Consider the following 25,882-nt stretch of genomic DNA (forward strand, 5'->3'; position numbering starts at 1 on the left):
CCGATCCACAGTACAAAGTGTGCGCGCGCAGGCGGCGAGCAAACGGGTGCGGTGGCGTTCGGGACGGGCCGCCGGAGCACACCGCGGCAAAAATCGCCGCGACGCCTGCCCTTGTTCGCCACGACAGCGCGAGGCTGGTGCCATGATGGACGCGTGGCTGCGTCAGAGGATCCGGAGGACTTCGTCGCGCCCGCGGCACACCGGGTGCGGCCGGGCACGCTGCTGCTCGCCAACACCGATCTGCTCGAGCCGACGTTTCGGCGCAGCGTCATCTACATCGTCGAGCACAACGCCGGCGGGACACTGGGTGTGGTGCTGAACCGGGCCAGCGAGACCGCGGTCTACAACGTGCTGCCGCAGTGGGCGAAACTGACCGCCAAACCCAAGACCATGTTCATCGGCGGTCCGGTCAAACGTGATTCGGCCCTGTGTCTCGCGACGCTGCGGGTCGGCATGCAGGCTGACGGCGTGCCGGGCCTGCGCCATGTGCAGGGCCGCATCGTGATGGTCGATCTCGATGCCGACCCCGACGTGCTCGCACCGATGATCGAAGGGGTCCGCATCTTCGCCGGCTACTCGGGCTGGACCATCGGTCAGCTCGACGGCGAGATCGAGCGCGACGACTGGATCGTGCTGTCGGCGTTGCCATCCGATGTGTTGATCGAGCCGCGCGTGGATCTCTGGGGTCGCGTGTTGCGCAGGCAGCCGCTGCCCATGTCGCTGCTCGCGACGCATCCGATCGACGTCAGCCGCAATTAGCGGACTGTCACTGACACGACAGCGTGCAGCCGGCGCACGACCCGGCGCAGCCTGCCTTCTCGGTCGCGGCCTCACTGAGCGCAACGGCTTTCGCGCTCTGCCAGCAGCCGGCCGCAACGGTGGCGACCGCGCCGATGATGCACACCACGACGACCATCAGGCCGGTCTGCGGTTGCGCGGCGAGCGCGGCCGCCCCGCCGGCCGCGAGCATGACCGCGGCGGCCAGTTGGGTCGGGGCGACCGCCCGAAGCACAGCGCGCACGGGATCGCCGGTGCGCGGCCGGGTCAACAACCACAGACCCAGGACTCCGACGATGACGGCGGCGCTCAGACACAGCAGCGCGGCGATCAGCATGGGCCACACAATACGAGCCCGATGCGCCTTCTGTCGTGCGGATCCCGGCTGGTGGGACGCTAGCCCGTGAGCCCCAAAAGCTGTGGCAAACCCGCTGCCGGAGCTGCTCCGGGCGGTGCGGGTGCGGGCGCAGCCGGTGCCGCGGGCGGTGCGGCAGGGCCCGGTGCACTCACCTTGAAGCCCGACACGATCGCGTCGGCGGCATCGGCGGCAGCTGATACGCCCTGGTTGGCCGCCGCGTAGTTGACGGACATCGACACCAGATAGCGGTCGGTACCCGAGGTCGCGATCACATGGCGCCGCGACGTGTTGAGCATCTGGCCGTCGGCCTGGTAGCTACCTTCGATGAAGGCCGACGGGAATCCGCCGAAATCGGTCATGGACATGTCGGTGGTCCGCCAGCCCAGCTGCTGCTGGCTGTCGATGTAGCCGTGGCTGATGGCTTCCTTGGGGTCGAAGTTGCCCACCAGCTTGTACACGACCACCTGGGCGTTGGGCGTGTAGAGGTCGGTGCTGGCGCGGTCGGCGATGACCGCGAACGCGTCGGGCACGTTGGGGTCGGGCACCGTGCTCCAGCCGGTCGGCATCGGCAGCACGATGGTGAGCGCCTTGAAGTCGTGGCTGACCTGGGGCTGCATCGCCACGCCCTTGCTCTTGAAGTAGTCGGCGATGGTGCCGGACGACGCGGGCACGATCTGCTGCGGCGCGGCGACCGCGGGTGCGAGGACCGGGCCCGGTGCGATGCCTTGCGCGACACCTGGGGCTGCGGGAGCTGCGGCGACCGGGGCCGGTACGACCGGTGCCGGGGCGGGGATGGGAAACACGGGTTCGGCGGAAGCGGTTTGGCCGGCGAAGCCAACAACCCCCGCCATGCCTGCTGCCACTCCTGCTGCCAGAACCCGCCAGCGGCGGGCCATGTCGATCATCTGCGCGGTCCTTCTCGAACGGGTCGGGGAGACTGTCTGCCCCTCGTCAGGCGCCGACTGTATCCACGCTGACCAGGCCGCCACCAGCACCTCAACCGAGCTGGAACCAAGCCCTGACTCAGCCGCGACGGAACTGATACCAACCCGTGCCCTCGGGGTGCGGGCCGGGGGCGGTGAGCTGGCATTTCGATCCTGCTGAGCCGCCTTATACCCTGTTGGGCGTGACCGACTCCGCGACCACGCAGCCAGCCTCCGACGTGGGGGACACCCCGCAGCACCGCTACAACGCGGAGCTCGCGGGGGAGATCGAGCGTGCCTGGCAGGAACGGTGGCAGGTGCTGGGTACGTTCAACGTCGCCAATCCGGTGGGCACGCTGGCACCGCAGGACGGTGCCGAGATCCCGGCCGACAAGATGTTCGTCCAGGACATGTTCCCGTACCCGTCCGGCGAGGGCCTGCATGTCGGCCATCCGCTCGGCTACATCGCGACGGATGTGTACGCCCGCTTCTACCGGATGACGGGCCGCAACGTGCTGCACGCGCTGGGCTTCGACGCGTTCGGGCTGCCCGCCGAGCAGTACGCGGTGCAGACGGGCACGCATCCGCGGACCCGCACCGAGGCCAACATCGTCAACTTCCGCCGTCAGCTGGGCCGGCTCGGGCTGGGCCACGACGCGCGGCGCAGCTTCTCCACGACCGATGTCGACTTCTACAAGTGGACGCAGTGGATCTTCCTGCAGATCTACAACGCCTGGTTCGACCCGGCGCTGGGCCGTGCGCGCCGCATCTCCGAGCTGGTGGCCGAGTTCGACTCGGGTACCCGGGTTCTCGACGACGGCCGGGATTGGGCGAAGCTCGACGCCGGTGAGCGGGCCGATGTGATCGACTCCTACCGGCTGGTGTACCGCGCGGACTCGATGGTGAACTGGTGCCCAGGCTTGGGCACGGTGCTGGCCAACGAGGAGGTCACCTCGGACGGCCGCAGCGACCGCGGCAACTTCCCGGTGTTCCGGAAGCGGTTGCGGCAGTGGATGATGCGCATCACGGCCTATTCGGACCGGCTGCTCGAGGATCTCGACGTGCTGGACTGGCCGGAAAAGGTCAAGACCATGCAGCGCAACTGGATCGGGCGCTCGACGGGTGCCCAGGTGCGCTTCGCGACCGACGCAGGTGATGTCGAGGTGTTCACCACCCGCCCAGACACGCTGTTCGGTGCCACGTATCTGGTGCTGGCGCCCGAGCATCCGCTGGTGGAGCAGCTCGCGGCCGCGTCGTGGCCCGAGGGCGTGGACTCGCGGTGGACCTACGGTGCGAATTCGCCTGCCGAGGCGGTCAGCGCCTATCGAGCCGCGATCGCCGCGAAGTCCGACCTGGAGCGCCAGGAGAACAAGACCAAGACCGGTGTGTTCCTCGGCGCCTACGCCGTCAACCCGGTCAACGATCAACGCATTCCGATCTTCATCGCCGACTATGTGCTGAGCGGGTACGGCACGGGCGCGATCATGGCGGTGCCGGGCGGCGACCAGCGGGACTGGGACTTCGCCACGGAGTTCGGCCTGCCGATCATCGAAGTCGTTGCGGGCGGTGATATTTCGGAATGTGCCTACAACGGTGACGGCACCATGGTCAACTCCGGCTTCCTCGACGGGTTGTCGGTGGAGGACGCGAAGGTCGCGATCGTCAACCGCCTCGAGGTCGACGGCCGCGGGCAGGCGCGCATCGAATACAAGCTGCGCGACTGGCTGTTCGCGCGCCAGCGGTACTGGGGCGAGCCGTTCCCGATCGTCTACGACGCCGACGGACGCGCCCACCCGCTGCCGGAATCGGCTCTGCCCGTTGAGCTTCCGGATGTGCCCGACTATTCGCCGGTGCTGTTCGACCCCGACGACGCCGACAGTGAGCCCTCGCCGCCGCTGAACAAGGCGACCGAATGGGTGCACGTCGAGCTGGACCTGGGCGACGGCCTCAAGCCCTATACGCGCGACACCAACGTCATGCCGCAGTGGGCGGGCAGCTCGTGGTACGAGCTGCGCTACACCGACCCGCACAACCCGGACGAGCTGTGCGCCAAGGAGAACGAGGCCTACTGGATGGGTCCGCGGCCCGACGAGCACGGCCCCGACGACCCGGGCGGCGTCGACCTCTACGTCGGTGGCGTCGAACATGCGGTGCTGCACCTGCTGTACTCGCGGTTCTGGCACAAGGTGCTCTACGACCTCGGCCACGTGTCGTCGCGCGAGCCCTATCGGCGCCTGGTCAACCAGGGCTACATCCAGGCGTTCGCCTACACCGACGCGCGGGGCTCGTACGTGCCCGCCGCGGAGGTCGTCGAACGTGACGGCAAGTTCTACTGGACCGGCCCCGACGGTGAGATCGAGGTCAACCAGGAGTTCGGCAAGATCGGCAAGAGCCTGAAGAACTCGGTGTCGCCCGACGAGATCTGTGACAACTACGGCGCGGACACGCTGCGGGTCTACGAGATGTCGATGGGTCCGCTCGAGGCGTCGCGGCCGTGGGCGACCAAGGACGTCGTCGGCGCACACCGGTTCCTGCAGCGCGTGTGGCGCCTGGTGGTGTCCGAGGAGACAGGTGCCACCGATGTCGCCGAACACGAGGCGATCGACGACGACACCGCCAAGATCCTGCACCGCACGATCGCCGGTGTCACCGAAGACTATGTGGCACTGCGCAACAACACCGCGGCGGCCAAGCTGATCGAGTACACCAACCACCTCACCAAGGAAGGGGTGCGGGCCCGCGCGGCGCTCGAGCCGCTGGTGTTGATGGTCGCGCCGCTCGCGCCGCACCTGGCCGAGGAACTGTGGCACCGGCTGGGCCACGAGAAGTCGCTGGCGCACGGGCCGTTCCCGGTCGCCGACGAGCGCTACCTGGTCGACGACACCGTCGAACTGCCGGTTCAGGTCAACGGCAAGGTCCGCAGCAAGATCACCGTGGCGGCCGATGCGGACAAGGCCGCGGTCGAGGCGGCGGCCTTGGCGGACGACAAGGTGCAGGGCTTTCTGGCCGGTGCGGCGCCGAAGAAGATCATCGTGGTGCCGGGCCGGCTGATCAACCTCGTCGTCTGAGGGATTTGTGTGCGTTCACCGGCGCTCACCGCCGCTGAACGCACGCAAATCACCCGGGGCGGACCACGATTTCGTGCACGTGGCCGTCGGGCGGGGTGGTGACGGCCGTGGCGACCAGGCCCGCGACGGTCTCGGGGCGCAGGAAACGCTCGGGGTCGTAGTCGCGCTCCTCGTAGGCGACCAACGCGCGCTGCATCTCGGAGTCGGTGCGGCCCGGGAAGATCGACGTCACGCGTAGCGACGGCTCGTCGGCCCGCAGGGAGTCGGCGAATGCTCGCAGCGCGAACTTGCTCGCCGAATACGACGCCATGCCGGGCGAAACCGTCCGTCCGGCACCGGAATTGATGAACACGACGTGACCGCGGGCGGCCCGCAGGGCGGGCAGCAGCGCCAGCGTGAGCGCGACGGCGCCGGTTACGTTGACCTCAAAGCTGGCCCGCCACTCGTCGGCGCTCGACTCGGCGACCCGGCCCGGGAAGAGCACGCCCGCGTTGTGCACCAGGACGTCGAGTTCGGCGAGCACCTCGGTGCTCGCCTCGATCGAGTCCGGGTCGGTGAGGTCCAGTGGCCAGGTCGGGGCGCCGAGCCGCTCGGCGACCTCGTCGAGATGCGCCGACGGGCGCCCGGCCAGCAGCAGGGTGTGGGTGGGGGCGAGGGCGGCGGCGATCGCCGAACCGATACCGCCACCGGCTCCCGTGATCAGCGCGGTTGGCACGCCGCAAACCCTACCGACCTGCGCGCAGGCCGTCGACGTCGCATCATGGTACGGATGCCACCTGATCCCAGCTTCGCGCCAACGCAGCTCGCCGCCCGGGCTGCCTATCTGCTGCGCGGCAACGACCTCGGCGTGATGACCACCGCGGCGCCCCTGCTGTACCCGCACATGTGGAGCTGGGACGCGGCGTTCGTGTCGATCGGCTTGGCGCCGTTGAGCGTCGAGCGGGCGGTCGTGGAACTCGACACCCTGCTCTCGGCGCAGTGGCGCAACGGCATGATCCCGCACATCGTGTTCGCCAACGGTGTCGACGGCTACTTCCCCGGCCCGGCGCGCTGGGCCACGTCGGCCCTGGCCGCCAACGCACCGCGCAACAGGCACACGTCCGGCATCACGCAGCCGCCCGTGCACGCGATCGCGGTGCAGCGCATCCTCGATCACGCCAAGACCAGGGGGCGGTCCACGCGCGCGGTGGCCGCGGCGTTCCTGGACCGGCGCTGGGCGGATCTGGTGCGGTGGCATCGGTGGCTGGCCGAATGTCGCGATCAGGACGAGCAGGGCCGGATAACGCTGTATCACGGCTGGGAGTCCGGCATGGACAACTCCCCGCGCTGGGACAGCGCCTATGCCAACGTGATTCCCGGCGCGGTGCCCGAGTATCAGCGCGAGGACAACACCATCGTCACCGACGCCAGCCAGCGCCCGTCCGACCTCGAGTACGACCGGTACCTGTGGCTGCTGGAGGAGATGAAATCGGTCCGCTACGAGGACGGTCTGCTGCCCAAGGTGATGAGCTTCGCGGTGCAGGACGTGTTCGTCTCGGCGGTGTTCTCGGTGGCCTGCCAGGTGCTCGCCGAGATCGGTGAAGACCACAAGCGCCCGCACGCGGATGTCCGCGACCTGTATTCGTGGGCCGAGCGGTTCCGCGCCGGGGTCGTCGAAACCAGTGACGAACGGACCGGCGCAGCAAAGGATTTCGACGTCAAGGCCAAGCGCTGGGTGGCGACCGAGACCGTCGCGCAGTTCGCCCCGCTGCTGTGCGGCGGGCTGCCGCACGACCGGGAACGCGCGTTGCTGCGGCTGCTGGAGGGCCCGCGGTTCTGCGGGCATCCCGACCTGAGATACGCGTTGATTCCGTCGACGTCGCCGGTGTCGCGGGATTTCCGGCCGCGCGAATACTGGCGCGGGCCGGTGTGGCCCGTGATGACGTGGCTGTTCTCGTGGTGTTTCGCGCGGCGCGGCTGGGCAGAGCGGGCGCTGACGCTGCGACGCGAAGGGCTGCGCCAGGCCAGCGACGGCACCTTCGCCGAGTACTACGAACCGTTCACGGGTGAGCCGCTTGGCAGCATGCAGCAGTCGTGGACCGCGGCGGCCGTGCTGGACTGGCTGGGCTAGGAGTTATCCGCAGCCGGGTGGTTCCGGCGCGCCCTTCTGGTCCTCTTGCTCGCCACCGGCCAGCCGCTCCAGCGGCGCCAAGGCCTTGGACAGGGTCTCGAGATCCTCGGCGCTGAGCTTGGCCAGCCGCGCGGCCAGGTCGGCGCGCCGGGCCGCGAGCGATTCGCGGTGCTGGACCAGCCCGCGCGGCGTCACGTCGACGAGCACGGCTCGCAGGTCAGAGGGGTCACGGGAGCGTTTGACCAGGCCGAGCTTCTCCAGCCGGCGGATCGCCACGGTGGTGGTGGGCGTACGGACCCGCTCACGGGCGGCCAGCTCGGTCATCCGGATCGGACCCTGATCGAGCAAGGTCAGCAAAATCGACAGCTGAGCAAGCGTGAGGTCACCCGCGGTGCCCTTGTTGGTGTCGCCGCGGCGCAGCACGGAGAAAACCTTGGAGAGCACCCGCTGCAATTCCCCAGCCAGCTCGGTGACTTGGGATTCGGTCTCCACCATAATTCGCTAGTCTAACCTGTCTGGGCCTGCCAGGATGTCAGCTTGGCCAGCTAACTCAGAGCACCTGGGAGAGGAACCGGCGGAGCCGGTCTGTTTCGGCCGATTCGAACAATTGCGCCGGGGGCCCGGACTCGACGACCTTGCCGTGGTCCATGAACACCACGGTGTCGGCGGTCGAGCGCGCGAACCCCATCTCGTGGGTGACGGCCACGATGGTCATGCCGTCGGCCGCCAGTTCGGCGATGAGCTCCAGGATCCCTTTGACCAGCTCGGGGTCGAGCGCCGAGGTGGCCTCGTCGAAGAACATCACCTGGGGTGCCATCGCGAGCGCACGGGCGATCGCGACGCGCTGCTGCTGGCCGCCGGACAGCGTGGCGGGACGCACATCGGCCTTGTGCCGCAGGCCGACCCGGTCGAGCTGCGCCAGCCCGAGCTCGCGCGCCGCGTCGGCACCGAGACCCTTGAGCTTGCGCGGGCCCAGGGTGACGTTGTCCAGCACGGTGCGGTGCGGAAAGAGGTTGAACTGCTGGAACACCATGCCGATGCGCTGACGCAGCTGGTCGGGATTGTCGGCCAGCACGGACCGGCCGTCGAGCAGGATGTCGCCGCTGTCGGGTTCGTAGAGCCGGTTGAGGGTCCGCAGCAGCGTCGACTTGCCCGACCCGGACGGCCCGATGACCGCCGTGGTGGTGCCCGCGGGCACATCGAGATCGACGCCGCGCAACACCGCGTTCGGCCCGAACGACAGGTGAATGCCCGTGGCGGCCAACGAGACTGCTTCTGGGCCCGGCATCAGATCATCTCCTGGGTGGTCGCGGCGGGCGGCAGTTCCTCTTCCACGGGCGCTCGGCCGCGGCGCAGCCGGTTGTCGACGTAGTTCACGAGGTGGGTCAGCGGGATGGTCAGCAGCAGGTAGAACAGGCCCGCGGCGACCAGCGGCGACAGATTGCCGGTCTGCGCGTTGAGATCCCGGCCGACCTGGAAAAGTTCGCGCTGACTGGCGACCAGCCCGAGGAAGTACACCAGCGACGAAGCCTTCAGCAGTGAGATGAACTGGTTCATGAGCGCGGGAAGCACCCGGCGCACGCCCTGCGGGACGACGACGAGCCGCATCGACGCGCCGTAGCTGAAGCCCAGCGCGCGCGATGCCTCGAGCTGCCCGGCCTCGACGCTCTGGATGCCCGACCGGAAGATCTCGCCGATGTAGGCCGCGGCCATCAGCCCGAGCGCCGCGATGCCGAGCGGGTAGGGGCTGTTGCCGGTCAGTGACCCGACGACGGGCCCGACGCCCAGCCCGATCAGCAGGATGATCACGACTTCGGGCAGGCCGCGGAAGATGTCGGTGTAGACCCGTGCGGGCCAGCGCAGCCAGCGGGAGCGCGAGATGCCTGCCACCGCGAGGCCCATGCCGAGGACCAGGCCGATGATGCTCGCCGACACCGTGAGGATCAGCGTGTTCGGTAGACCGGTCTTGAACAGGTCGGGAATCGCCTGGCGGTACAGATCCCAGTCCAGGAAAGAGTCGGCCAGTTGGGACAGCGTCGATTTCGCCGCGACCGGGCCCGTGGCGGCGGGCTGTTGGTGACTCGCCGCGATCGCGTTGAAGTCCGGCAGCTGCGGCGCCGGCGCGGCTTTGGAGCCGGGCTTCCAGCCCGGCGGCAGCGCCCGCGGCACCCAGTCGGAGTACAGCCGCGCCCAGGTGCCGTCGGCGATCACCGCGTCGAGCCCGGAGTTGAGCGCGTCGATCAGGGGCTTGTTCTCCTTGGCCACCGCCCAGGCCACGAAATTGTCCAAGCTGAAGGTGTTTTCGATGATCTGCGCCGGGTCACCCGGCTGCACCGTGCCCGACGCCTGTTGTGACGGTGCCACCCACGCGTCGATCTGCCGGGACTTGAGGCTCGCGTAGACCGTGTTGTAGTCGGGGAACTTCACGGGCTGCAGGTGCAGCGTGTCGATGACGTAGGCCTCCTGCACGGTGCCCTGCACGACGCCGATGCGCTGCCCGGGGGCCAGTTGCGAGAAGCCCGTGATGGGTGAACCGGTCGGCACCACCAACGAGAAGTAGCCGAAGTCGTAGCCGTTGGTGAAGCCCACGGTGCGCCGCCGCGCGTCGGTCGTGGTGATCGACGACGACGCCACGTCGAAGCGGCGCGACGCGGTCTGCGCCAGCAGGCCCGAGAACTCGGTGCCGACGAAGTTGATCTTGAGGCCCAGCTTGTCGGCGATCGCACGCAGCACCTCGTTGTCGAACCCGGTGAACTGGCCCGCGGAGTTGATGCAGATGCTCGGCGGCGCGTCCGACAGGGTTCCGACCGTGAGCACGCCCGGGGTGCCGAGCCCCAGGGTGTCCAACCGGACCGCGTCGAGCGGCTCGACATCGGGCGTGGTGTATTTGTCCGCCCCGGGTCCGGTCGCCGCGGCTGCGAGGTTGGTCGGCAGCGCACTGGCGCTCTCGACGCCGGGCGGGGCGCACTGGTCGGCATCTGCTGCGGCCGGCCCTGCCAGCACCAGCCCCATCACCATCAGGATCGATGCCACCAGCGCCGCGAATCGTCTGACGCTCATCTGATGCAACCTAGTGGTCGGACGCGGTGAGGAGAGCTGTTCGGCTCAAGGCGACCGCAATTCGCCGAACACCCCGCGCCGGGTGAGCTCGGAGATCATGATGCGAGCCATCAGTTGTGAACGCTCCAGGCACACGCGTCGGGCAGTTTCGGGATCCCGGTTGTGGATCGCGGCGGTCTCCTCCTCGTAGCCGGCCAGGAAATCGGCCTTTGCCTTCGGGTAGGTCAGCCAGAATTCCGATGGGGCAAAGCTCTTCCCGGCCCGGATGGTGGCCTGCAGGCGCGGGCCCGCGTACTCGTTGTTGATCGCGTCGCGAAAGACCCAGCACGCCTCTTGGAACGATTTGGTGTCCTTGGCCGCCCGCAGGCTGCGCAGCGTGTCGTCGAGATCGGCGAGGATGCGCGGGGTGGGGTTGGCGGCGCAGCGGGCCGATGCGATGCCGTTGAGCATGCCGTACAGCTCGTGGTGTTCGGCGACGGTGGCCTCGTCGAACCGGGCCACGAACGCGCCCCGGTGATAGCGGGTCGACAGGATCCCGTCGTGCTCAAGCTGCACGACGGCCTCCTGGATGGGCACCCGGCTCAACCCGAGATCCCGCACGATCTCGTTCCGGTCGATCCGGTCTCCCGTGCGCAGCTTGCCCGTCATCACCAGGTTGATGATGTGCGTGACAACCAGGTCTTTCTCTTTGACCCCGTACTTCTTCGGCAACCTAGGCGCCCCCTGTGCGTGACAGCAATGCGCCGAGTGTCTCACGCGGTAACCGCGGCAGCGATATTTGTCGTACGTATGGAGGACCGGCGGCGAAGATCAGCCCGCGGCGGTGCGCCCGTCGCGCCAACGGCACAGTGCCGCAGCGGCGCTGAGGTCGTAGTCCGGGCCGTTGACCCCGACGGTCAGGATCGTCACACCGAGATCGGCCAGCGCGTCGGCTTCCGCGAGCATGGCGTCCACCCCGCCGCTCTCCTGGACCCCGGCGGAGCGTTCGACGGTGCCCGGTTCCCGACCGACGGCCGCGCAGTGTTCGGACAGCACCGTGGCCTTGCCCGGGTAGGTGTTGCGGTCGACGAACGCGTGCCAGATGTCGGCGTGTTCGGCCACCAGCCGCAGTGTCTTGCGTTCGCCTTGGCCGCCGACCAGGATCGGGATGTCGCGGGTCGGCGCCGGGTTGAGCTTGGCCAGTCGAGACCTGATGCGGGGCAGGGCCTCGGCCAGGTCGTCGAGCCGGCTGCCCGCGGTGCCGAACTCATAGCCGTACTCGTCGTAATCCTTTTGCTTCCAACCAGATCCGATGCCGAGGATGAGGCGCCCGGCCGAAATGTGGTCGACCGTACGGGCCATGTCGGCCAGCAGCTCGGGGTTCCGGTAGGAGTTGCAGCTGACCAGCGCGCCGATCTCGATGCGCGAGGTCTGCTCGGCCCACGCGCCCAGCATGGTCCAGCACTCGTAGTGGGCGCTGTCGGGATCGCCGTAGAGCGGAAAGAAGTGGTCCCAGTTGAACGCGATGTCGACACCGAGGTCTTCACAGCGCCGGACCGCGTCGCGGATGTGGCTGTAGGTCGGCGAGTGTTGCGGCTGAATCTGAACACCGATGCGGATTGGGAAGGTCACTCCTGCGAGCGTACTCACCGGTGACCTGCCCGCGCAGTCTTAAACGCCGATCCCACCTTCGGACCGCCACACCGCGACCACCGCGGGCCGCGCAGGTGTGTTGCCGCCGCCGGGCCAGTGCGACATGGGTTTGTCGAGCGTGTAGTCGTCGCCTTCTCCGGGATGCTGCACGCACACTGTCACCAGACCGTCGGTGATCACGGGGCCACAGGTCTCGGCGCCCGCGGGCACGGTCAGGAACTGTTTGGTCTCACCACGATTCGGGCCGTCGAGCGCGACCGCGAACAGTCCGTCGTTGGAGTCGAGCGCGTTGCCGTCGGTGGAGATCCACAGGTTGCCGTGGCTGTCGAAGGCCAGGTTGTCGGGGCACGAGATCGGGCTGACCTTGGTCTTGTCGAAGCCGGCGTAGTAGGTGTCCGCGGCCTTCGGATCGCCGCACACGAGCAGCAGATCCCACGTGAAGCTGGTGCCTGCGTGGTCGTCGGTGATCTCCAGGATCTGGCCGTTCTTGTTCTCGTTGCGCGGGTTCGCGGCGTCGACGGGCGCCTTGCCCTCGGTCCCGCGCTTGTCGTTGTTGGTCAGCGCCACATAGACCTTGCCGTTGTGCGGGTTGGCCTCGAAGTCCTCCGGCCGGTCCATCTTGGTGGCGCCGGCCTTGTCGGCGGCGAACCGCGTGAACACCGCGACCTCCTGCGGCGTGATGCCGTCCACGAGCGATTCGGCGGAACCGTTCGGACCGGACTTCAGCAGCGGAATCCACGTTCCCGCACCGGAGAACGAGCCCTTCGACGGCAGCTTGCCGGAGCCGTCGATCTCATCGCCAGGGATGTCGCTGGTCAGCTTCGCCACGTACAGCGTGCCCTCGTCGAGGATGGTCATGTTGTGCGCCATGGCTTCCGGACCGGTTCCGGGTTGGATCTTCTTGGCAGACACGAACTTGTACATGTAGTCGAAGCGCTCGTCGTCGCCCGTGTAGGCCACCACGGTGCCGTCGTCGGTCACGTAGATGTTGGCCGACTCGTGCTTGAAGCGGCCCAGCGCACTGTGTTTGACCGGCGTCGACGCGGCGTCCCACGGATTGACCTCGACGACGTAGCCGAAGCGGTTGACCTCGTTGGGCGTCTTGCTCAGGTCGAAGCGGGGATCGAAGTTCTCCCACTTGGTCTCCGAGGGCTCCAGCGCGATGCCGTACCGGTCGAAGCGATCGGCGTCCACCGGCTTGGGTGCGGGGCTGCCCTCGGCGGCACCGAAATAGCTGTTGAAGTTCTCTTCTCCGGAAAGCACTGTGCCCCAAGGCGTTACCCCGCCCGAGCAGTTGGCGAACGTGCCTGCGACGGTGCGTCCGGTGGGGTCGGCCGCGGTCTTGACGAAGTCGGTTCCAGCCGCGGGACCGGTCAGCGCGAACGGCGTGTCGGCGGTGATCCGCCGGTTGTACCGGCCCATGACCGGTTTCAGCGTGCCGTCGCCGGCCCGCTCCACCTCGACCACACCCATGCCGATGGCCGCGATCTCGATGTCGAACTGTTCGCGCGTCGGGGCGTCGGCGTTGTAGCCGGGGAACATGAACTGCGGCGTGACGTACTCGAAGTTGGTCACCAGCAGGAAGCGGTTGTTCTGCCCGGGCACGGGCATCAACGCCGCGAAGTCGTTGTTGAAGCCGAACTGTTTGCGCTGTGCATCGGCGGTTTGCTTGGTGACGTCGAACGCGGGCGTGTCGGGCAGCACCGGATCGCCCCAGGCGATCACCACCTGCTGCCGGTAGCCCTGCGGAACCACCACGGCGTCTTCGGTATTGGGTGCGACGGCGGCGAACTTCATGCCCGGCGGGGTCTCACCGGGCGCGGCCGATGTGGTCGAGGTCGCCGCGGGCTGCCCTTCGGTACCGCACGCGGCCAGCGCGGAACCCGCGCCCACCGCCAGTACCGTCACCCCGGCGGCCTGCAGCACCGAGCGCCGCGACATCCGCTTGACGACGTCGCCGAAGTACTCGTTGTCGCTGGTGTTGGGGACCGGCTTGGAACATGCGTCGCCGCAGCGGTACCGGCAGGTGATGTGCTGACGCGACGACGTCCCACGGTGGGTGACAAACAGATTCAACGGCACAAGCGCCATGGCGCGCAGATCCCTTCCCTCGACATCGGCCGTGGGCTGGACGACCGATCGGGCGAAACCTACGGGAGCAGAACGATCAGCTGGTTAACAGCAGCTGACCAGTCAATTACCAAGAATGTCGCGCAGGATCGCCACCAGCGCGGCCGGTTGGTCGCCCTGTACCGAATGTCCGGCGTCGGTGACCACGTGCGTGCGCAGGAAGCCGGGCGCGGTCTCGGCGAACTGTTCGGCGTCCTCGTCGTTGACGAAGAACGAGTTGGCACCGCGGATCAGCGTCGTCGGCATGGTGACGGCCGGTACGTCGTCCCAGAGCCCGTCGAAACCGTCGCCCTTGCGGAAGGAGTCGTAGCGCCACGTCCACGTGCCGTCGTCGAGCTGTTTGGAGTTGTGGAAGACGCCACGCCGCAACGAGTTCCGGTCGCGGTGCGGTGCCGCGGCGATCGTCACGTCGAGCATGGCCTGAAAGGACGGGAAGGTGCGGTTCTCCCGCACCAGCGCGACGGTGCCCATCTGGGCCTTGGTCATCTCGTTGTGGCGTTCGGGGGCCGACGGAGTGACGTCGACGAGGGCCAGTTCGGGGACCAGCGCGGGCTCGGTGGCCGCGATCCGCAGCGCGGTCAGGCCACCCAAGGACATGCCGACCACGAGGCGCGGTTCCGGTGCGTGCTCACGCAGGACCGGAATCAGGGTTTCGGCATTGAGTTTCGGGCCGTAGTCGCCGTCTTCGCGCCATGCGCTGCGGCCGTGCCCGGGCAGGTCCACCGCGAGCGCAGGCTCGCCGAGCCCGAGGATCACGGTGTCCCAGGTGTGGGCGTTCTGCCCGCCGCCGTGCAGGAACACCACGCGCGGCGGTTCGGCGCCGAACCTGAGTGCGCTGATCGGGCCGGCTTCGATGCGCTCGACCGGCGGGATCGTGGCCGCGCCGATCTGCTGGGCGTTCTCGTGCAGGAGCCCGAACTCGTCGAGACCGAGCAATGCGTCGTCGGAGATGCCGGGATTCACCACGGTTCGACCCTACAAAACGCGAGTGTCAGTCCGACCAGGAAATCGTGCGCAGTTGCCGTCGCGACGTGATGTCGAGCTTGACGAACACCTTGCGCAGATGCCATTCGACGGTGTGTGTGCTGATGAACAGCTGAGCACCGATCTCCTGATTGGTCAGGCCTTCTCCGGCCAGTTTGGCGATCTGGGCTTCCTGCGCCGTGAGTTCGGTGCCGGCACCGATCGGCTGCTTGCGGGTCTTCTCCCCGGAGGCGACGAGCTCACGTCGCGCCCGTTCGGCGAAGCCCTGCGCTCCCGTTCTGATGAACGTCTCGTAGGCGCCGTTGAGCTCCCTGCGGGCGTCGAGTTTGCGGTGCACCCGGCGGAGCCATTCGCCGTACGACAACCGAGCCCGCGCACCGTGAAGAGCGATCTGCGCGCGCTCAAGCCGCTCGATCGCCTCGACGAACAACGCTTCGGCGTCCTCGTCGGTGGCCAGCAAGGCTCGGGCGGCCGCCAGCAGACCCAGTCCCCAGTCGGTCCCGCTGGCGCCTGCGCGTTGCTCGAAAAGCAGCAGGGCCGAGGTGGCCGTCTTCCGGTCGCGTACATGGGCCGCGGCCTCGATCAGTTCGAAAAGGCACCAGCTGTAGAACCCCAGATCCTCGTATTCACAGCACTCGCGCGCCGCGGCGAGGGCTTCCTGGTAGCGGCCGAGGCCGTTGAACATGAGAGCCGTCAGGAATTTGGTCAGACCCACGAGTCGGCCTTCGCCGGCCGCGGCCCCGTCGGCCGCGGCGGATGCGATCAGATCGGCGGCCTCGCCGTGAGCGCCCTGCCATGCTGCCAGGTTCAGCGTGTGGTATTTCCGCGGCGCATGACCCGTCGCCGCGGCGATCGCTGCGCTCTCTTCGAGAAGCCCTGCTGCCGAGCTGAATTCGCCCTTGTACACGTGGACGCCGGCCCGGTAGGCCAGCGCCGGGGGGAGTGTGGCGAGTGCGCCGGCCTCGCGTGCGCGCCGGACGGTGTCCGTGGCGATCCGCTGTAACACCGCGTCGTCCCACAGTTCATGTGCGGCGGATTCCTGAGCGATCGGAAACGGCCAGTGCCGGTCTTGCCCGGTGGTCTGCTCGGTCGGGGCGTTCCACAGTTCCAGCGCGGCGCGCAGCTGCTCGGATCCGGCACCGGGTCCGTCGAGGATCCGACTTGTCAGGCCACTCAACAGATAGTCGACGGGGCGGCGAAGTTCTGTCACTCGACCGACTGCGGCCCGTCCTGCTTCCGCGACCGCTGCCAACTGGCCGGGCTTGCCGAGCCGGCCTGCGTACATCGCGGCAGTGAGCGCCTCCAGGTGGGTTTCCCGGGCCAACTCGTCATCGAGACCTTCGAGTCCCTCGGCGGCGCCGAGCAACAACGCAGCTGCTTCGGCCGACGTGACGGCACCTGCCACGCCGCTTCGGCTGCGAGCGAACTCCATCTGTGCCCGCATGCGCACGATGTGCGCGCGCTGTAGAGGGGACAGGGGAGCCAGTTCGGCCATCGCGAGAAGGTCGTAGGCGGCCTCGGGTGCCGCCGCGTCGCGTTTTGCCTGGGCGGCGGCGATCGCTCTGGCACCGCGGAGCGCGGGGTCCGCCGTGAGGATGGTTGCGCGCTCCAAGAAGGACGCCGCCGCCGCAACCCCGCCCCTGCTCTGCGCCCGGCCTGCCGAGGCCTCGAGCATCGACGCCACGGTTTCGTCCGGCCCCCCGGCGGCGTTCGCGGCGTGCCAGGCGCGACGGTCGGGATCCGATTCGGCGTCGGCCACCGCGGCCAGTGCGCGATGGACCGTGCGGCGGTCACTGAGTTCGGCGGCGCGGTACGCGGCCGAGCGCATCAAGGGGTGGCCGAAGCGAAGGCGAGGACCGAACTCGATCAGCCCCGCCGCCTCGGCCGGTGCGATCGCGTCGACAGGAATGCTCAACTCGGCTGCGGCACGGAGAAACAGGGCCGTGTCGCCGACCGGTTCGGCCGCCGCGAGCAGCAGCAGTCGCTGGGTCGGCCCGGGTAGCGATCTGATGCGACGGAGAAACTCTTCCTCGATCGTCGCCGTGGACGTCTGCTTGCCGGAAATCCAGTATCCACCGGCAAGTTCGGTCGCGGGGACGCTGCGGGGCACCTCGAGGATCGCCAGCGGTATGCCGCGCGTCTCCGCGATGACGCGATCGCGCACCCGCGGGTCGATGGCGCCAAGCAACACCGAGTCCAGGAGATCGCGGGCGTCGCGGTAGGACAGTCCTCCGATCGCCATTTCCGGTAGGCCTGCCAAGTCCCCGGCTGCGCTGGGACGGGCGGCGAAGATCAACGCGACCGGTTCGGCCAGCAGGCGCCGGGCGACGAAGGCAAGGGTCTGAATCGACACCTGGTCGAGCCATTGCGCGTCGTCGACGATGCACAGCAGGGGCTTGTCGTCAGCGGCGGCGGCCATCAGGCTCAGCACGGCCAGCCCGACCAGGAATCGGTCCGGGGCCGGACCGCCGGCCCGTCCGAACGCGACGTTCAGCGCCTCGCGCTGAGGTTGCGGCAGCTCGTCGAGGTGCGTCAGCAGCGGTGCACACAACTGTTGCAGGCCGGCGAACGCGAGTTCCATGTCGGACTCGACGCCCGCGACCTGGACGCACCGAAATCCCGCTGCGTGGCCTGAGACGTATTGCAGGAGAACGGTTTTGCCCACCCCGGCTTCGCCGCGCAGCACGAGCACGCGCGAGTTCGACGAGCGGACCGTGGATATCAGGTTCCGAAGTGTCTCGCATTCGCTGTCGCGACCGTGCAGACTCATCCTTCGACCTGGCTCGACATGGGCACCACCGCGTCCATCTTGCAGTGGCCATCCCCACTTGACCAACTACGACTCTGCGCCTAGAGCGTAGATGTGCGAGCAGCACACGCCCTAGGCGCAGAATCAACGAGATATTCAGCCCTCGATGAAGCTCTCCAGCTGCGCGCGGGCGACGTCGTCCGGCAGCTGCTTCGGCGGGCTCTTCATGAGGTAGGCCGAGGCAGCCTCGACCGGGCCACCGACGCCACGGTCCTTGGCGATCTTGGCGGCGCGCACCGCGTCGATGATGACGCCTGCCGAGTTGGGGGAATCCCACACCTCGAGCTTGTACTCAAGGTTCAGCGGCACGTCACCGAAGGCGCGGCCTTCCAGGCGCACGTAGGCCCACTTGCGGTCGTCGAGCCAGCCGACGTGGTCGGACGGGCCGATGTGCACGTCCTTGGTCTTGAACTCGCGCTGCAGGTTGCTGGTCACGGCCTGGGTCTTGGAGATCTTCTTCGACTCCAGGCGCTCACGCTCGAGCATGTTGAGGAAGTCCATGTTGCCGCCCACGTTGAGCTGCATGGTGCGGTCGAGCTGCACGCCGCGGTCCTCGAACAGCTTGGCCATCACGCGGTGGGTGATGGTCGCGCCGACCTGGCTCTTGATGTCGTCACCGACGATCGGCACGCCGGCATCGGCGAACTTCTTGGCCCACACGGGATCCGAGGCGATGAAGACGGGCAGCGCGTTGACGAACGCGACGCCCGCGTCGATCGCGCACTGCGCGTAGAACTTGTCGGCCTCTTCGGAGCCCACCGGCAGGTAGGACACCAGCACGTCGACCTTGGCATCCTTGAGCGCCTTGACGACGTCGACCGGATCGGTGTCGGACACCTCGATGGTGTCGGCGTAGTACTTGCCGATGCCGTCGAGGGTCGGGCCGCGCTGCACGATGACGTCGCTCGGCGGCACGTCGGCGATCTTGATGGTGTTGTTCTCGGAGGCGAAGATGGCCTCGGACAGGTCGAAGCCGACCTTCTTGGCGTCCACGTCGAACGCGGCCACGAACTTCACGTCGCGGACGTGGTACGGGCCGAACTTCACGTGCATCAGGCCGGGCACGGTGGTGTTCTCGTCGGCGTTCTGGTAGTACTGCACGCCCTGTACCAGGGACGACGCGCAGTTACCGACGCCGACAATGGCGACCCGGATCTCTCCTGCGTGCTCAGACATGGACGGTCTCCTTACTCAATTCGGTACTGCTGGGCTTTGGGCTGCGCCTATTTGGTCTCTGGCCGGCCTTGGCCCAGGCGTTCAGCCGCGATCAACTCGTTGAGCCAGTTCACTTCGCGCTCGCTGGACTCCAGCCCCAGCTGGTGAAGCTGGCGGGTGTAGCGGTCGAACGAGCTGCTGGCCCGCGCCACGGCTTCACGCAGACCTTCCCGTCGTTCCTCTACCTGACGACGACGCCCCTCCAGGATCCGCATCCGGGCCTCGGCCGGGGTGCGGTTGAAGAAGGCGAGGTGTACACCGAACCCGTCGTCGGAGTAGTTCTGCGGGCCGGTGTCGGCCACCAGTTCGGCGAACCGCTGCTTGCCGGCATCCGTGAGCTGGTAGACGCGACGTGCGCGGCGCACTTTGGTCGATCCCAGCGGTGCGGCGTCCTCGACGATCAACCCGTCGGCCTGCATGCGGCGCAGCGCCGGGTAGAGCGAACCGTACGAGAAAGCCCGGAACGCGCCAAGCAACCCTGTCAAACGTTTGCGCAGCTCATAGCCGTGCATTGGCGATTCGAGCAGAAGACCCAAGATGGCGAGCTCCAGCACCGAAACACCCCCTCGACAGGACATGTGCTGATCGCTACGACGGATCAACACCTCGACCAACTGTATCGCGCCGATATATTGCGTGCCAACTGGAGTTGCCAAAGTGCTTCATTTGTCTGCTCTACTGGCAGTGATGTGGGGCGGGGCGCTCCCGCGTCACGGGTTGACGGGCCAGATCGCCTTGGTGGTGCCGTCGGGGTACAGCTCGATGCGGCCGAGGCCGAAGTCGCTGTTGACGATGATCTCGATGTTCACCGTCTCCGCGGTCGACGGATCCTCCGATGCCGTGATGCGCAGCCAGGTGTCGGTGACGTCGGCGCGCTTCATGCCGACGGTCTCCGGGGCGCCACGCATGATCCCGAGCGTCTTCTCGTAGTCGAACTTGGCCAGGTCGACCAACTTGTCGTCGCTGTCCACGGTGCTCGGAGATCCGTCGATGTCACCCCAGCCGCCGCGGTAGTCGTAGTCGACCTTGCGGCGGTTGTCCTGCGGGTCGGGCCGGTACAGCGACGCCCAGTCCTCGCGGATGTCCAACTCGTAGCCGAGCGTGTTGCCGAACTTCTTGCGCATTTGCTCGAACAGCCCGGTGAACCCGCCCAGCGACTGCAGCTGCCGGGGCGGCGTCAGCACCTCGGGTGCGATCCCGTCGGATTTCGCGCCGGGATCGCTCTGGAAGTTCAGCGGCGACGGGGTGTTGCCGTAGAGCCCCCAGCCGATCGCGATGCCGAGCACCACGAGCACCGCGGCCGTCGCCAGCCGCAGACCCCAACCCGGGCCGCGGGACAGCCGCGGGCTCTTGAGTGTGGGCAATTGCACAGGGGCATTTGAGTTCTGCAGGTCATCGACCAATCGCGCGAGCTCGCCCAGAGTGGTGGCGTTGGTGGCGGCGCTGACCCGTTGCCGGTGCTCCTCCATGGACAGCTGGCCCTCGCCGAGCGCGCTGTCGAGGATCTTGCAGGTGTCAGCGCGATCGCTGTCCTTGGCGCGGGTCGTGGAAGTCTGCCGGTTCGCCACGGACAAGATCGTATGAGGTCGGGGTGCGGTCGCGCCTCCGCGGCTGAGGCGCCGACGTACTCTGGTCAACGTGCGATTGCAGAGACAGGTGGTGGACTACGCGCTTCGGCGACGGTCCCTGCTGGCAGAGGTCTATTCGGGGCGCACCGGCGTCTCGGAGGTCTGCGATGCCAATCCGTACCTGCTGCGCGCCGCCAAATTCCATGGCAAGCCGAGTTCGGTGATGTGCCCGATCTGCCGGAAAGAGCAGCTCACGCTGGTGTCATGGGTATTCGGCGAGCATCTGGGCCCGGTTTCGGGTTCGGCGCGCACAGCAGAAGAGCTGGTCTTGTTGGCGACCCGCTACGAAGAATTCGCAGTACATGTGGTGGAGGTATGCCGGACCTGCAGTTGGAATCACCTGGTGAAGTCGTACGTGCTCGGCGCGCCCCGCTCTCCGGAGGCGCGCAGGCCGAAGCGGGCCCCGACCACGCGCAAGTCCGCGCGTACGGCCAGTGAATAGCGAAGGGCGCCAAGACCGGTCAGCCAACGACGTCCGTGACGCGGCTGGCCGCTTAGGTGCGCGCAATCCCCGACCCCCGCAACCGCAGGCCAAGCCACCGGTGCCACCACCGCCGCAGCAGCGGTCCCGCCCCGGCGTGCCGCCGGACGATCGGTTGACCACGGTGCTGCCGCCGGTGCGCGACGAGCACCGGCCGCCGCTGGACGTCGTGAAGGCCGCCCTGGACGGCACGCCTCCGCCACCGCGGCCGCCAGGGCCGCCGCCCGGTGGGGGTGGACCGTCAGGGCCGTCCGGGCCTCCTGGTCCGAAGCCGTCGCGCCAGTTCCGGATCAACTGGAAGTGGGTCCGCCGGGGCGCCGTGGCCGCCGTAGTGGCCATGGTGCTGTTGCCGCTCGTGACGTTCGGGATGGCGTACATGATCGTCGACGTGCCGCAGCCCGGAGACATCCGCACGGCACAGGTCTCGACGATCCTGGCCAGTGACGGCAGCGAGCTGGCGCGGATCGTCCCACCTGAGGGCAACCGGGTCGACGTCAAGATCGACCAGATCCCGGAGCATGTCCGCGATGCGGTGATGGCGGCCGAGGACCGCGACTTCTATACCAATCCCGGGTTCTCGTTCACCGGTTTCCTCCGGGCCATCAAGAACAACCTGTTCGGCGGTGACCTGCAGGGTGGCTCGACCATCACGCAGCAGTACGTCAAGAACGCCCTGGTGGGCGACGAACGCTCGGGCGTCGGCGGTCTGATCCGCAAGGCCAAGGAGCTCGTCATCTCGACCAAAATGGCCAGTGAGTGGTCCAAAGACGACGTCATGCAGGCCTACCTGAACATCATCTATTTCGGCCGGGGCGCCTACGGCGTCGCGGCGGCGTCGAAGGCCTACTTCGGCAAGCCGGTCGAGCAGCTCAACGTTGCCGAGGGCGCACTGCTCGCGGCGTTGATCCAGCGGCCGTCGACGCTCGACCCCGCGGTCGACCCGGACGGCGCCGCCGAGCGCTGGAACTGGGTGCTCGACGGCATGGTCGACATCGGCGCGCTGTCGGCGAGTGACCGGGCCTCGCAGGTGTTCCCGCCGACCGTGTCGCCCGATCAGGCCAGCCAGGAGAACCAGACCACGGGCCCCAACGGGTTGATCGAACGCCAGGTGATCAAGGAACTGCTCGACCTGTTCGACATCAGCGAGCAGGCGCTGAACACCGAGGGTCTGCAGATCACCACGACCATCGACCCGCAGGCCCAGCAGGCCGCGGAGAAGGCCGTGTCGAAGTATCTCGACGGGCAGGATCCGGACATGCGGTCGGCGGTGGTGTCGATCGACCCGCACGACGGCGCGATCAAGGCCTACTACGGCGGATCCGACGCCAACGGATTCGACTTCGCGCAGGCGGGCCTGCCGACCGGATCGTCGTTCAAGGTGTTCGCGCTCGTCGCGGCGCTGCAGCAGGGCATTGGTCTCGGCTATCAGATCGACAGTTCACCCGTGACCGTCAACGGCATCAAGATCAGCAACGTCGAGGGCGAAGGCTGCGGCACCTGCTCGATCGCGGAGGCGCTCAAGCGCTCGCTCAACACGAGCTACTACCGGTTGATGCTCAAGCTGCAGAACGGGCCCGAAGACGTCGCCAAGGCCGCGCACGACGCCGGTGTCGCCGAGAGCTTCCCCGGCGTCGAGCACACCCTCTCAGAAGACGGCAAGGGCGGGCCGCCGAACAACGGCATCGTGCTCGGCCAGTACCAGTCGCGCGTGCTGGACATGGCGTCGGCGTACGCGACCCTGGCCGCGTCGGGTGTGTACCACAAGCCGCACTTCGTGCAGAAGGTCGTCAACTCGTCGGGCCAGGTGCTGTTCGACGCGTCCAAGCAGGACAACGGCGAACAGCGGATCGACAAGGCCGTGGCCGACAACGTCACGTCGGCCATGCAGCCGATCGCCGGGTGGTCGCGCGGGCACAACCTGGCAGGCGGCCGGCCCTCGGCGGCCAAGACCGGCACCAACCAGCTGGGCGACACCGGTGACAACCGCGACGCCTGGATGGTCGGTTACACCCCGTCGCTGTCGACCGCGGTGTGGGTGGGCACCACCGAAGGCGTCAAACCCCTGGTGAACCAGTGGGGTTCACCGATCTACGGTTCCGGTCTGCCCTCCGACATCTGGAAGGCGACGATGGACGGCGCCCTCGAGGGCACCGACAACGAGACGTTCCCCAAGCCGACCGAGATCGGTGGCTATGCCGGTGTGCCGCAGGCCCCGGCCGTGCCCGTCGGGCCGCCGACGCAGCCGGGCCAGACCGCTCCGATCACACCGCCGTCCGAGACGGTGATCCAGCCGACCATCGAGGTGGCGCCGGGTATCACGATCCCGATCGGACCGCCGACGACCGTACCCATCGGCCCACCGCCGCCGGCTGAACCTGCCGTGCCGGTGGTGCCGGGGGGACCGCCGCCGCCTCCGTGACCGAACGGGTAACGCCTGAGTCGCCGACGGAGACCGCTCCGCCGGTCCGGCAGGTCTCGCCGGCTCCGCTCGCGGACGATCGTCGCTCGGCCGACGATCGCGATCTGCCCAGCCGCAACGACGCGTTGGGTTCGGCGCTGTCCCAACCGATCGGCGGCCCCGTCGGGCGGCACGCGCTGATCGGCCGGTCGCGGTTCATGACGCCACTGCGGGTGATGCTCGTGATCGCGGTGGTGTTCTTGGCCCTCGGCTATACGACCAAGGCCGCGTGCCTGCAGACCACCGGAACCGGGACAGCCGGTCAGCGCGTCGCCAACTGGCAGAACAACCGCGCGTACTACGAGCTCTGCTATTCCGACACGGTCCCGCTCTACACCGCGGAGTTGTTGAACCAGGGCAAGTTTCCGTACAAATCCAGCTGGGTCGAGAACGACGGGGCCGGTAAGCCGCGTGTGCAGTACGACGGCAGTCCCGCGATCCGCTACATGGAATATCCGGTACTGACCGGCATCTACCAGTACGTGTCGATGTCGCTCGCCAAGACGTACACCGCGCTCACCAAGCTGGTGTCGGTCCCGATCGTGGCCGAGGTGGTGATGTTCTTCAACATCGCCGCGTTCGGCCTGGCGCTGGCCTGGCTGGCGACGGTGTGGGCGACGTCGCGCCTGGCCGGCCGGCGCGTGTGGGACGCCGCGCTGGTGGCCGGTTCACCGATCGTGATCTTCCAGATCTTCACCAACTTCGACGCCCTGGCGACCGCGACCGCGGCGGGCGCGATGCTGGCCTGGGCGCGCCGAAAACCGGTGGTGGCGGGCGCACTGATCGGTGTCGGGGTGGCCGTGAAACTGTATCCACTGCTGTTGCTGGTGCCGTTGGTGCTGTTGGCGCTGCGCACCGGACGCATGCGCGAGGTGGGCCAGACCGCCGTCGCCGCGGTGCTGACCTGGTTCGTGGTGAACCTGCCGATCATGGTGCTGTTCCCGCGCGGCTGGTCAGAGTTCTTCCGGCTCAACACCCGTCGCGGTGACGACATGGATTCGCTGTACAACGTCGTGAAGTCGTTCACCGGGTGGCGCGGATTCGATCCCGATCTCGGGTTCTGGGAGCCACCGACCGTGCTCAACACCGTGACGGCTCTGCTGTTCGCGGCGTGCTGCATCGCGATCGGGTACATCGCGTTGACGGCGGCCCGCAGGCCCCGGTTCGCGCAGCTCGCGTTTCTGGTCGTGGCGGCGTTCCTGCTGACCAACAAGGTGTGGAGCCCGCAGTTCTCGCTGTGGCTCGTGCCGCTGGCCGTGCTGGCCTTGCCGCACCGTCGAATCCTGTTGGCGTGGATGACGATCGACGCGCTGGTGTGGGTGCCGCGCATGCTCTACCTCTATGGCGAGCAGAACCGCGGACTGCCCGAGCAGTGGTTCACCACCACGGTGCTGCTGCGTGACATCGCGGTCATGGCGTTGTGCGCGCTGGTGATTCGCCAGATCTACCGCCCCGAGCTCGACCTGGTCCGCATGCGTGGCATCGACGACCCGACCGGCGGGGTGTTCGACAACGCACCCGATGACCCGCCGCGCCGGTTGCCGGACTGGCTGCGGCCGGATGCGGGCCGGGTGCGGGTCGAGCCTGCCGAGCCGCAGATGTCGCAGGCCGGGGCTCAAGCCCCGTAGTTGTGTGGATACCCCGGATACTGCGGCGGATACCCGAACTGCGGCGGATTCTCCTGGGGCGCAATCGGGCTCGGCTTGGATCGGATCCACCGGCCCGTCGCGGGCAGTGCCGTCAGCACGACCGTCGCAAGCGTCGACATGAGAACAAGGATCCAGGCCACGAAGGGGATGGGGTGGCCATCGCGGGTCGCGTCGGTGTAGGTCGCGGCAACGCCGACTGTGGCGATCACGATGGCCAGTATGGAACCGATCATCACCAGCCATCGGCCGGCCCGCTTGCGCTTGAACAACATGATCGCCCCGCCCAGCAGCAGCAGTCCGTAAGCGCAGAAGACCAGCACGAAGATCACGAAGCCGAAATCGAGGTCGTACCTCCGGTTCAAGAGCGTGTCGATCATCCCGAACAACATGAAACCGAGAACCACCACACCCCACAGCGCTGAGAGGGTCGCGGCGGTCTTCGCGATGGCGCCATTGGACGGCGGTTCCGGGGTCGCCGGTTGCGTAGGCGGTGGCGCGGGATGACCGAGTTGCGACGTCAGAACCGGAGGATGGCCGGCCGGCTGCTGCGGGAAGCCGGGCTGGGCACCGAACCCCTGGCTGTACGGATGGTTCACAACG

21 protein-coding genes are annotated in these 25,882 nt (G+C 67.8%); 6 read left to right on the top strand and 15 right to left on the bottom strand.

Features of this window, described 5'->3' with window-relative positions; all coding sequences use genetic code 11:
• Positions 1-153: 153 nt before the first annotated feature.
• On the top strand, positions 154-759 hold the full coding sequence (locus tag G6N67_RS12195; protein ID WP_036430569.1) for a YqgE/AlgH family protein: 606 nt from the start codon (positions 154-156) through the stop codon (positions 757-759).
• Positions 760-766: 7 nt separating this feature from the next.
• Here G6N67_RS12195 and G6N67_RS12200 read toward each other — a convergent pair whose 3' ends face one another.
• Positions 767-1,114: a hypothetical protein gene (locus G6N67_RS12200; protein WP_036430571.1), complete on the bottom strand. Its 348-nt coding sequence runs from the start codon at positions 1,112-1,114 to the stop codon at positions 767-769.
• A 59-nt stretch (positions 1,115-1,173) separates the two neighbouring features.
• Positions 1,174-2,040, bottom strand: a complete 867-nt coding sequence (locus G6N67_RS12205; protein ID WP_036430572.1) for an LpqN/LpqT family lipoprotein — start codon at positions 2,038-2,040, stop codon at positions 1,174-1,176.
• A 221-nt stretch (positions 2,041-2,261) separates the two neighbouring features.
• Between G6N67_RS12205 and leuS the strand changes: the two genes are divergently transcribed.
• A complete protein-coding gene (gene leuS / locus G6N67_RS12210) occupies positions 2,262-5,126 on the top strand; it encodes a leucine--tRNA ligase (protein WP_036430573.1) in 2,865 nt (954 codons plus the stop codon).
• A gap of 49 nt (positions 5,127-5,175) precedes the next feature.
• Here the strand turns inward: leuS and G6N67_RS12215 are convergent, their stop codons facing one another.
• Entirely contained in the window at positions 5,176-5,841 is a 666-nt protein-coding gene (locus tag G6N67_RS12215) for an SDR family oxidoreductase (protein WP_036430574.1), read from the bottom strand.
• A 54-nt stretch (positions 5,842-5,895) separates the two neighbouring features.
• Between G6N67_RS12215 and ggh the strand changes: the two genes are divergently transcribed.
• Positions 5,896-7,236, top strand: coding sequence for a glucosylglycerate hydrolase (gene ggh / locus G6N67_RS12220; RefSeq protein WP_036430576.1), 1,341 nt, complete (start codon positions 5,896-5,898; stop codon positions 7,234-7,236).
• Positions 7,237-7,239: 3 nt separating this feature from the next.
• Here the strand turns inward: ggh and G6N67_RS12225 are convergent, their stop codons facing one another.
• The 11 genes from G6N67_RS12225 to G6N67_RS12275 form a co-directional block, all read right to left on the bottom strand.
• A complete protein-coding gene (locus G6N67_RS12225) occupies positions 7,240-7,731 on the bottom strand; it encodes a MarR family winged helix-turn-helix transcriptional regulator (RefSeq protein WP_036430578.1) in 492 nt (163 codons plus the stop codon).
• Between the two features lie 55 nt (positions 7,732-7,786).
• Positions 7,787-8,524, bottom strand: coding sequence for an amino acid ABC transporter ATP-binding protein (locus tag G6N67_RS12230; RefSeq protein ID WP_036430581.1), 738 nt, complete (start codon positions 8,522-8,524; stop codon positions 7,787-7,789).
• Positions 8,524-10,296 carry an ABC transporter substrate-binding protein/permease gene (locus G6N67_RS12235; protein WP_036430583.1) on the bottom strand — a complete coding sequence of 591 codons (1,773 nt, stop codon included), beginning with the start codon at positions 10,294-10,296 and terminating at the stop codon, positions 8,524-8,526. Before G6N67_RS12235 ends, G6N67_RS12230 begins: the two co-directional genes overlap by 1 nt.
• Positions 10,297-10,341: 45 nt before the next feature.
• Positions 10,342-11,007: a GntR family transcriptional regulator gene (locus tag G6N67_RS12240; protein ID WP_036430585.1), complete on the bottom strand. Its 666-nt coding sequence runs from the start codon at positions 11,005-11,007 to the stop codon at positions 10,342-10,344.
• A 99-nt stretch (positions 11,008-11,106) separates the two neighbouring features.
• Positions 11,107-11,907 (bottom strand): LLM class F420-dependent oxidoreductase, encoded by an 801-nt coding sequence (locus G6N67_RS12245; RefSeq protein WP_036430587.1) that lies wholly within the window; start codon positions 11,905-11,907, stop codon positions 11,107-11,109.
• A 39-nt stretch (positions 11,908-11,946) separates the two neighbouring features.
• Entirely contained in the window at positions 11,947-14,019 is a 2,073-nt protein-coding gene (locus G6N67_RS12250) for a PhoX family protein (protein WP_036430589.1), read from the bottom strand.
• 102 nt (positions 14,020-14,121) lie between these two features.
• Positions 14,122-15,021 carry an Rv0045c family esterase gene (locus G6N67_RS12255; protein ID WP_370466373.1) on the bottom strand — a complete coding sequence of 300 codons (900 nt, stop codon included), beginning with the start codon at positions 15,019-15,021 and terminating at the stop codon, positions 14,122-14,124.
• Between the two features lie 28 nt (positions 15,022-15,049).
• The gene (locus G6N67_RS12260; RefSeq protein ID WP_036430593.1) at positions 15,050-17,812 is read right to left on the bottom strand and encodes a helix-turn-helix transcriptional regulator; all 2,763 of its coding nucleotides are present in this window, start codon (positions 17,810-17,812) and stop codon (positions 15,050-15,052) included.
• Positions 17,813-17,947: 135 nt separating this feature from the next.
• The gene (locus tag G6N67_RS12265; protein ID WP_036430595.1) at positions 17,948-19,027 is read right to left on the bottom strand and encodes an inositol-3-phosphate synthase; all 1,080 of its coding nucleotides are present in this window, start codon (positions 19,025-19,027) and stop codon (positions 17,948-17,950) included.
• A 47-nt stretch (positions 19,028-19,074) separates the two neighbouring features.
• The gene (locus tag G6N67_RS12270) at positions 19,075-19,620 is read right to left on the bottom strand and encodes a PadR family transcriptional regulator (RefSeq protein ID WP_036430597.1); all 546 of its coding nucleotides are present in this window, start codon (positions 19,618-19,620) and stop codon (positions 19,075-19,077) included.
• 156 nt (positions 19,621-19,776) lie between these two features.
• Positions 19,777-20,634 carry a DUF1707 SHOCT-like domain-containing protein gene (locus tag G6N67_RS12275; RefSeq protein WP_081812458.1) on the bottom strand — a complete coding sequence of 286 codons (858 nt, stop codon included), beginning with the start codon at positions 20,632-20,634 and terminating at the stop codon, positions 19,777-19,779.
• A 70-nt stretch (positions 20,635-20,704) separates the two neighbouring features.
• On the opposite strand from G6N67_RS12275, the gene G6N67_RS12280 reads away from it, so the two are divergent.
• From G6N67_RS12280 to G6N67_RS12290, 3 genes are all read left to right on the top strand, one after another.
• On the top strand, positions 20,705-21,136 hold the full coding sequence (locus tag G6N67_RS12280) for a DUF5318 family protein (protein WP_036430601.1): 432 nt from the start codon (positions 20,705-20,707) through the stop codon (positions 21,134-21,136).
• 100 nt (positions 21,137-21,236) lie between these two features.
• Positions 21,237-23,594 (top strand): transglycosylase domain-containing protein, encoded by a 2,358-nt coding sequence (locus G6N67_RS12285; RefSeq protein ID WP_051578580.1) that lies wholly within the window; start codon positions 21,237-21,239, stop codon positions 23,592-23,594.
• The gene (locus G6N67_RS12290; RefSeq protein WP_051578581.1) at positions 23,591-25,261 is read left to right on the top strand and encodes a glycosyltransferase family 87 protein; all 1,671 of its coding nucleotides are present in this window, start codon (positions 23,591-23,593) and stop codon (positions 25,259-25,261) included. Before G6N67_RS12285 ends, G6N67_RS12290 begins: the two co-directional genes overlap by 4 nt.
• Here the strand turns inward: G6N67_RS12290 and G6N67_RS12295 are convergent.
• Positions 25,249-25,878 carry a hypothetical protein gene (locus tag G6N67_RS12295; protein ID WP_051578582.1) on the bottom strand — a complete coding sequence of 210 codons (630 nt, stop codon included), beginning with the start codon at positions 25,876-25,878 and terminating at the stop codon, positions 25,249-25,251. The genes G6N67_RS12290 and G6N67_RS12295 overlap by 13 nt on opposite strands.
• Between the last annotated feature and the right edge of the window lie 4 nt (positions 25,879-25,882).

It is taken from the genome of Mycolicibacterium mageritense (assembly GCF_010727475.1).
Taxonomy (GTDB): Bacteria; Actinomycetota; Actinomycetes; order Mycobacteriales; family Mycobacteriaceae; genus Mycobacterium; species Mycobacterium mageritense.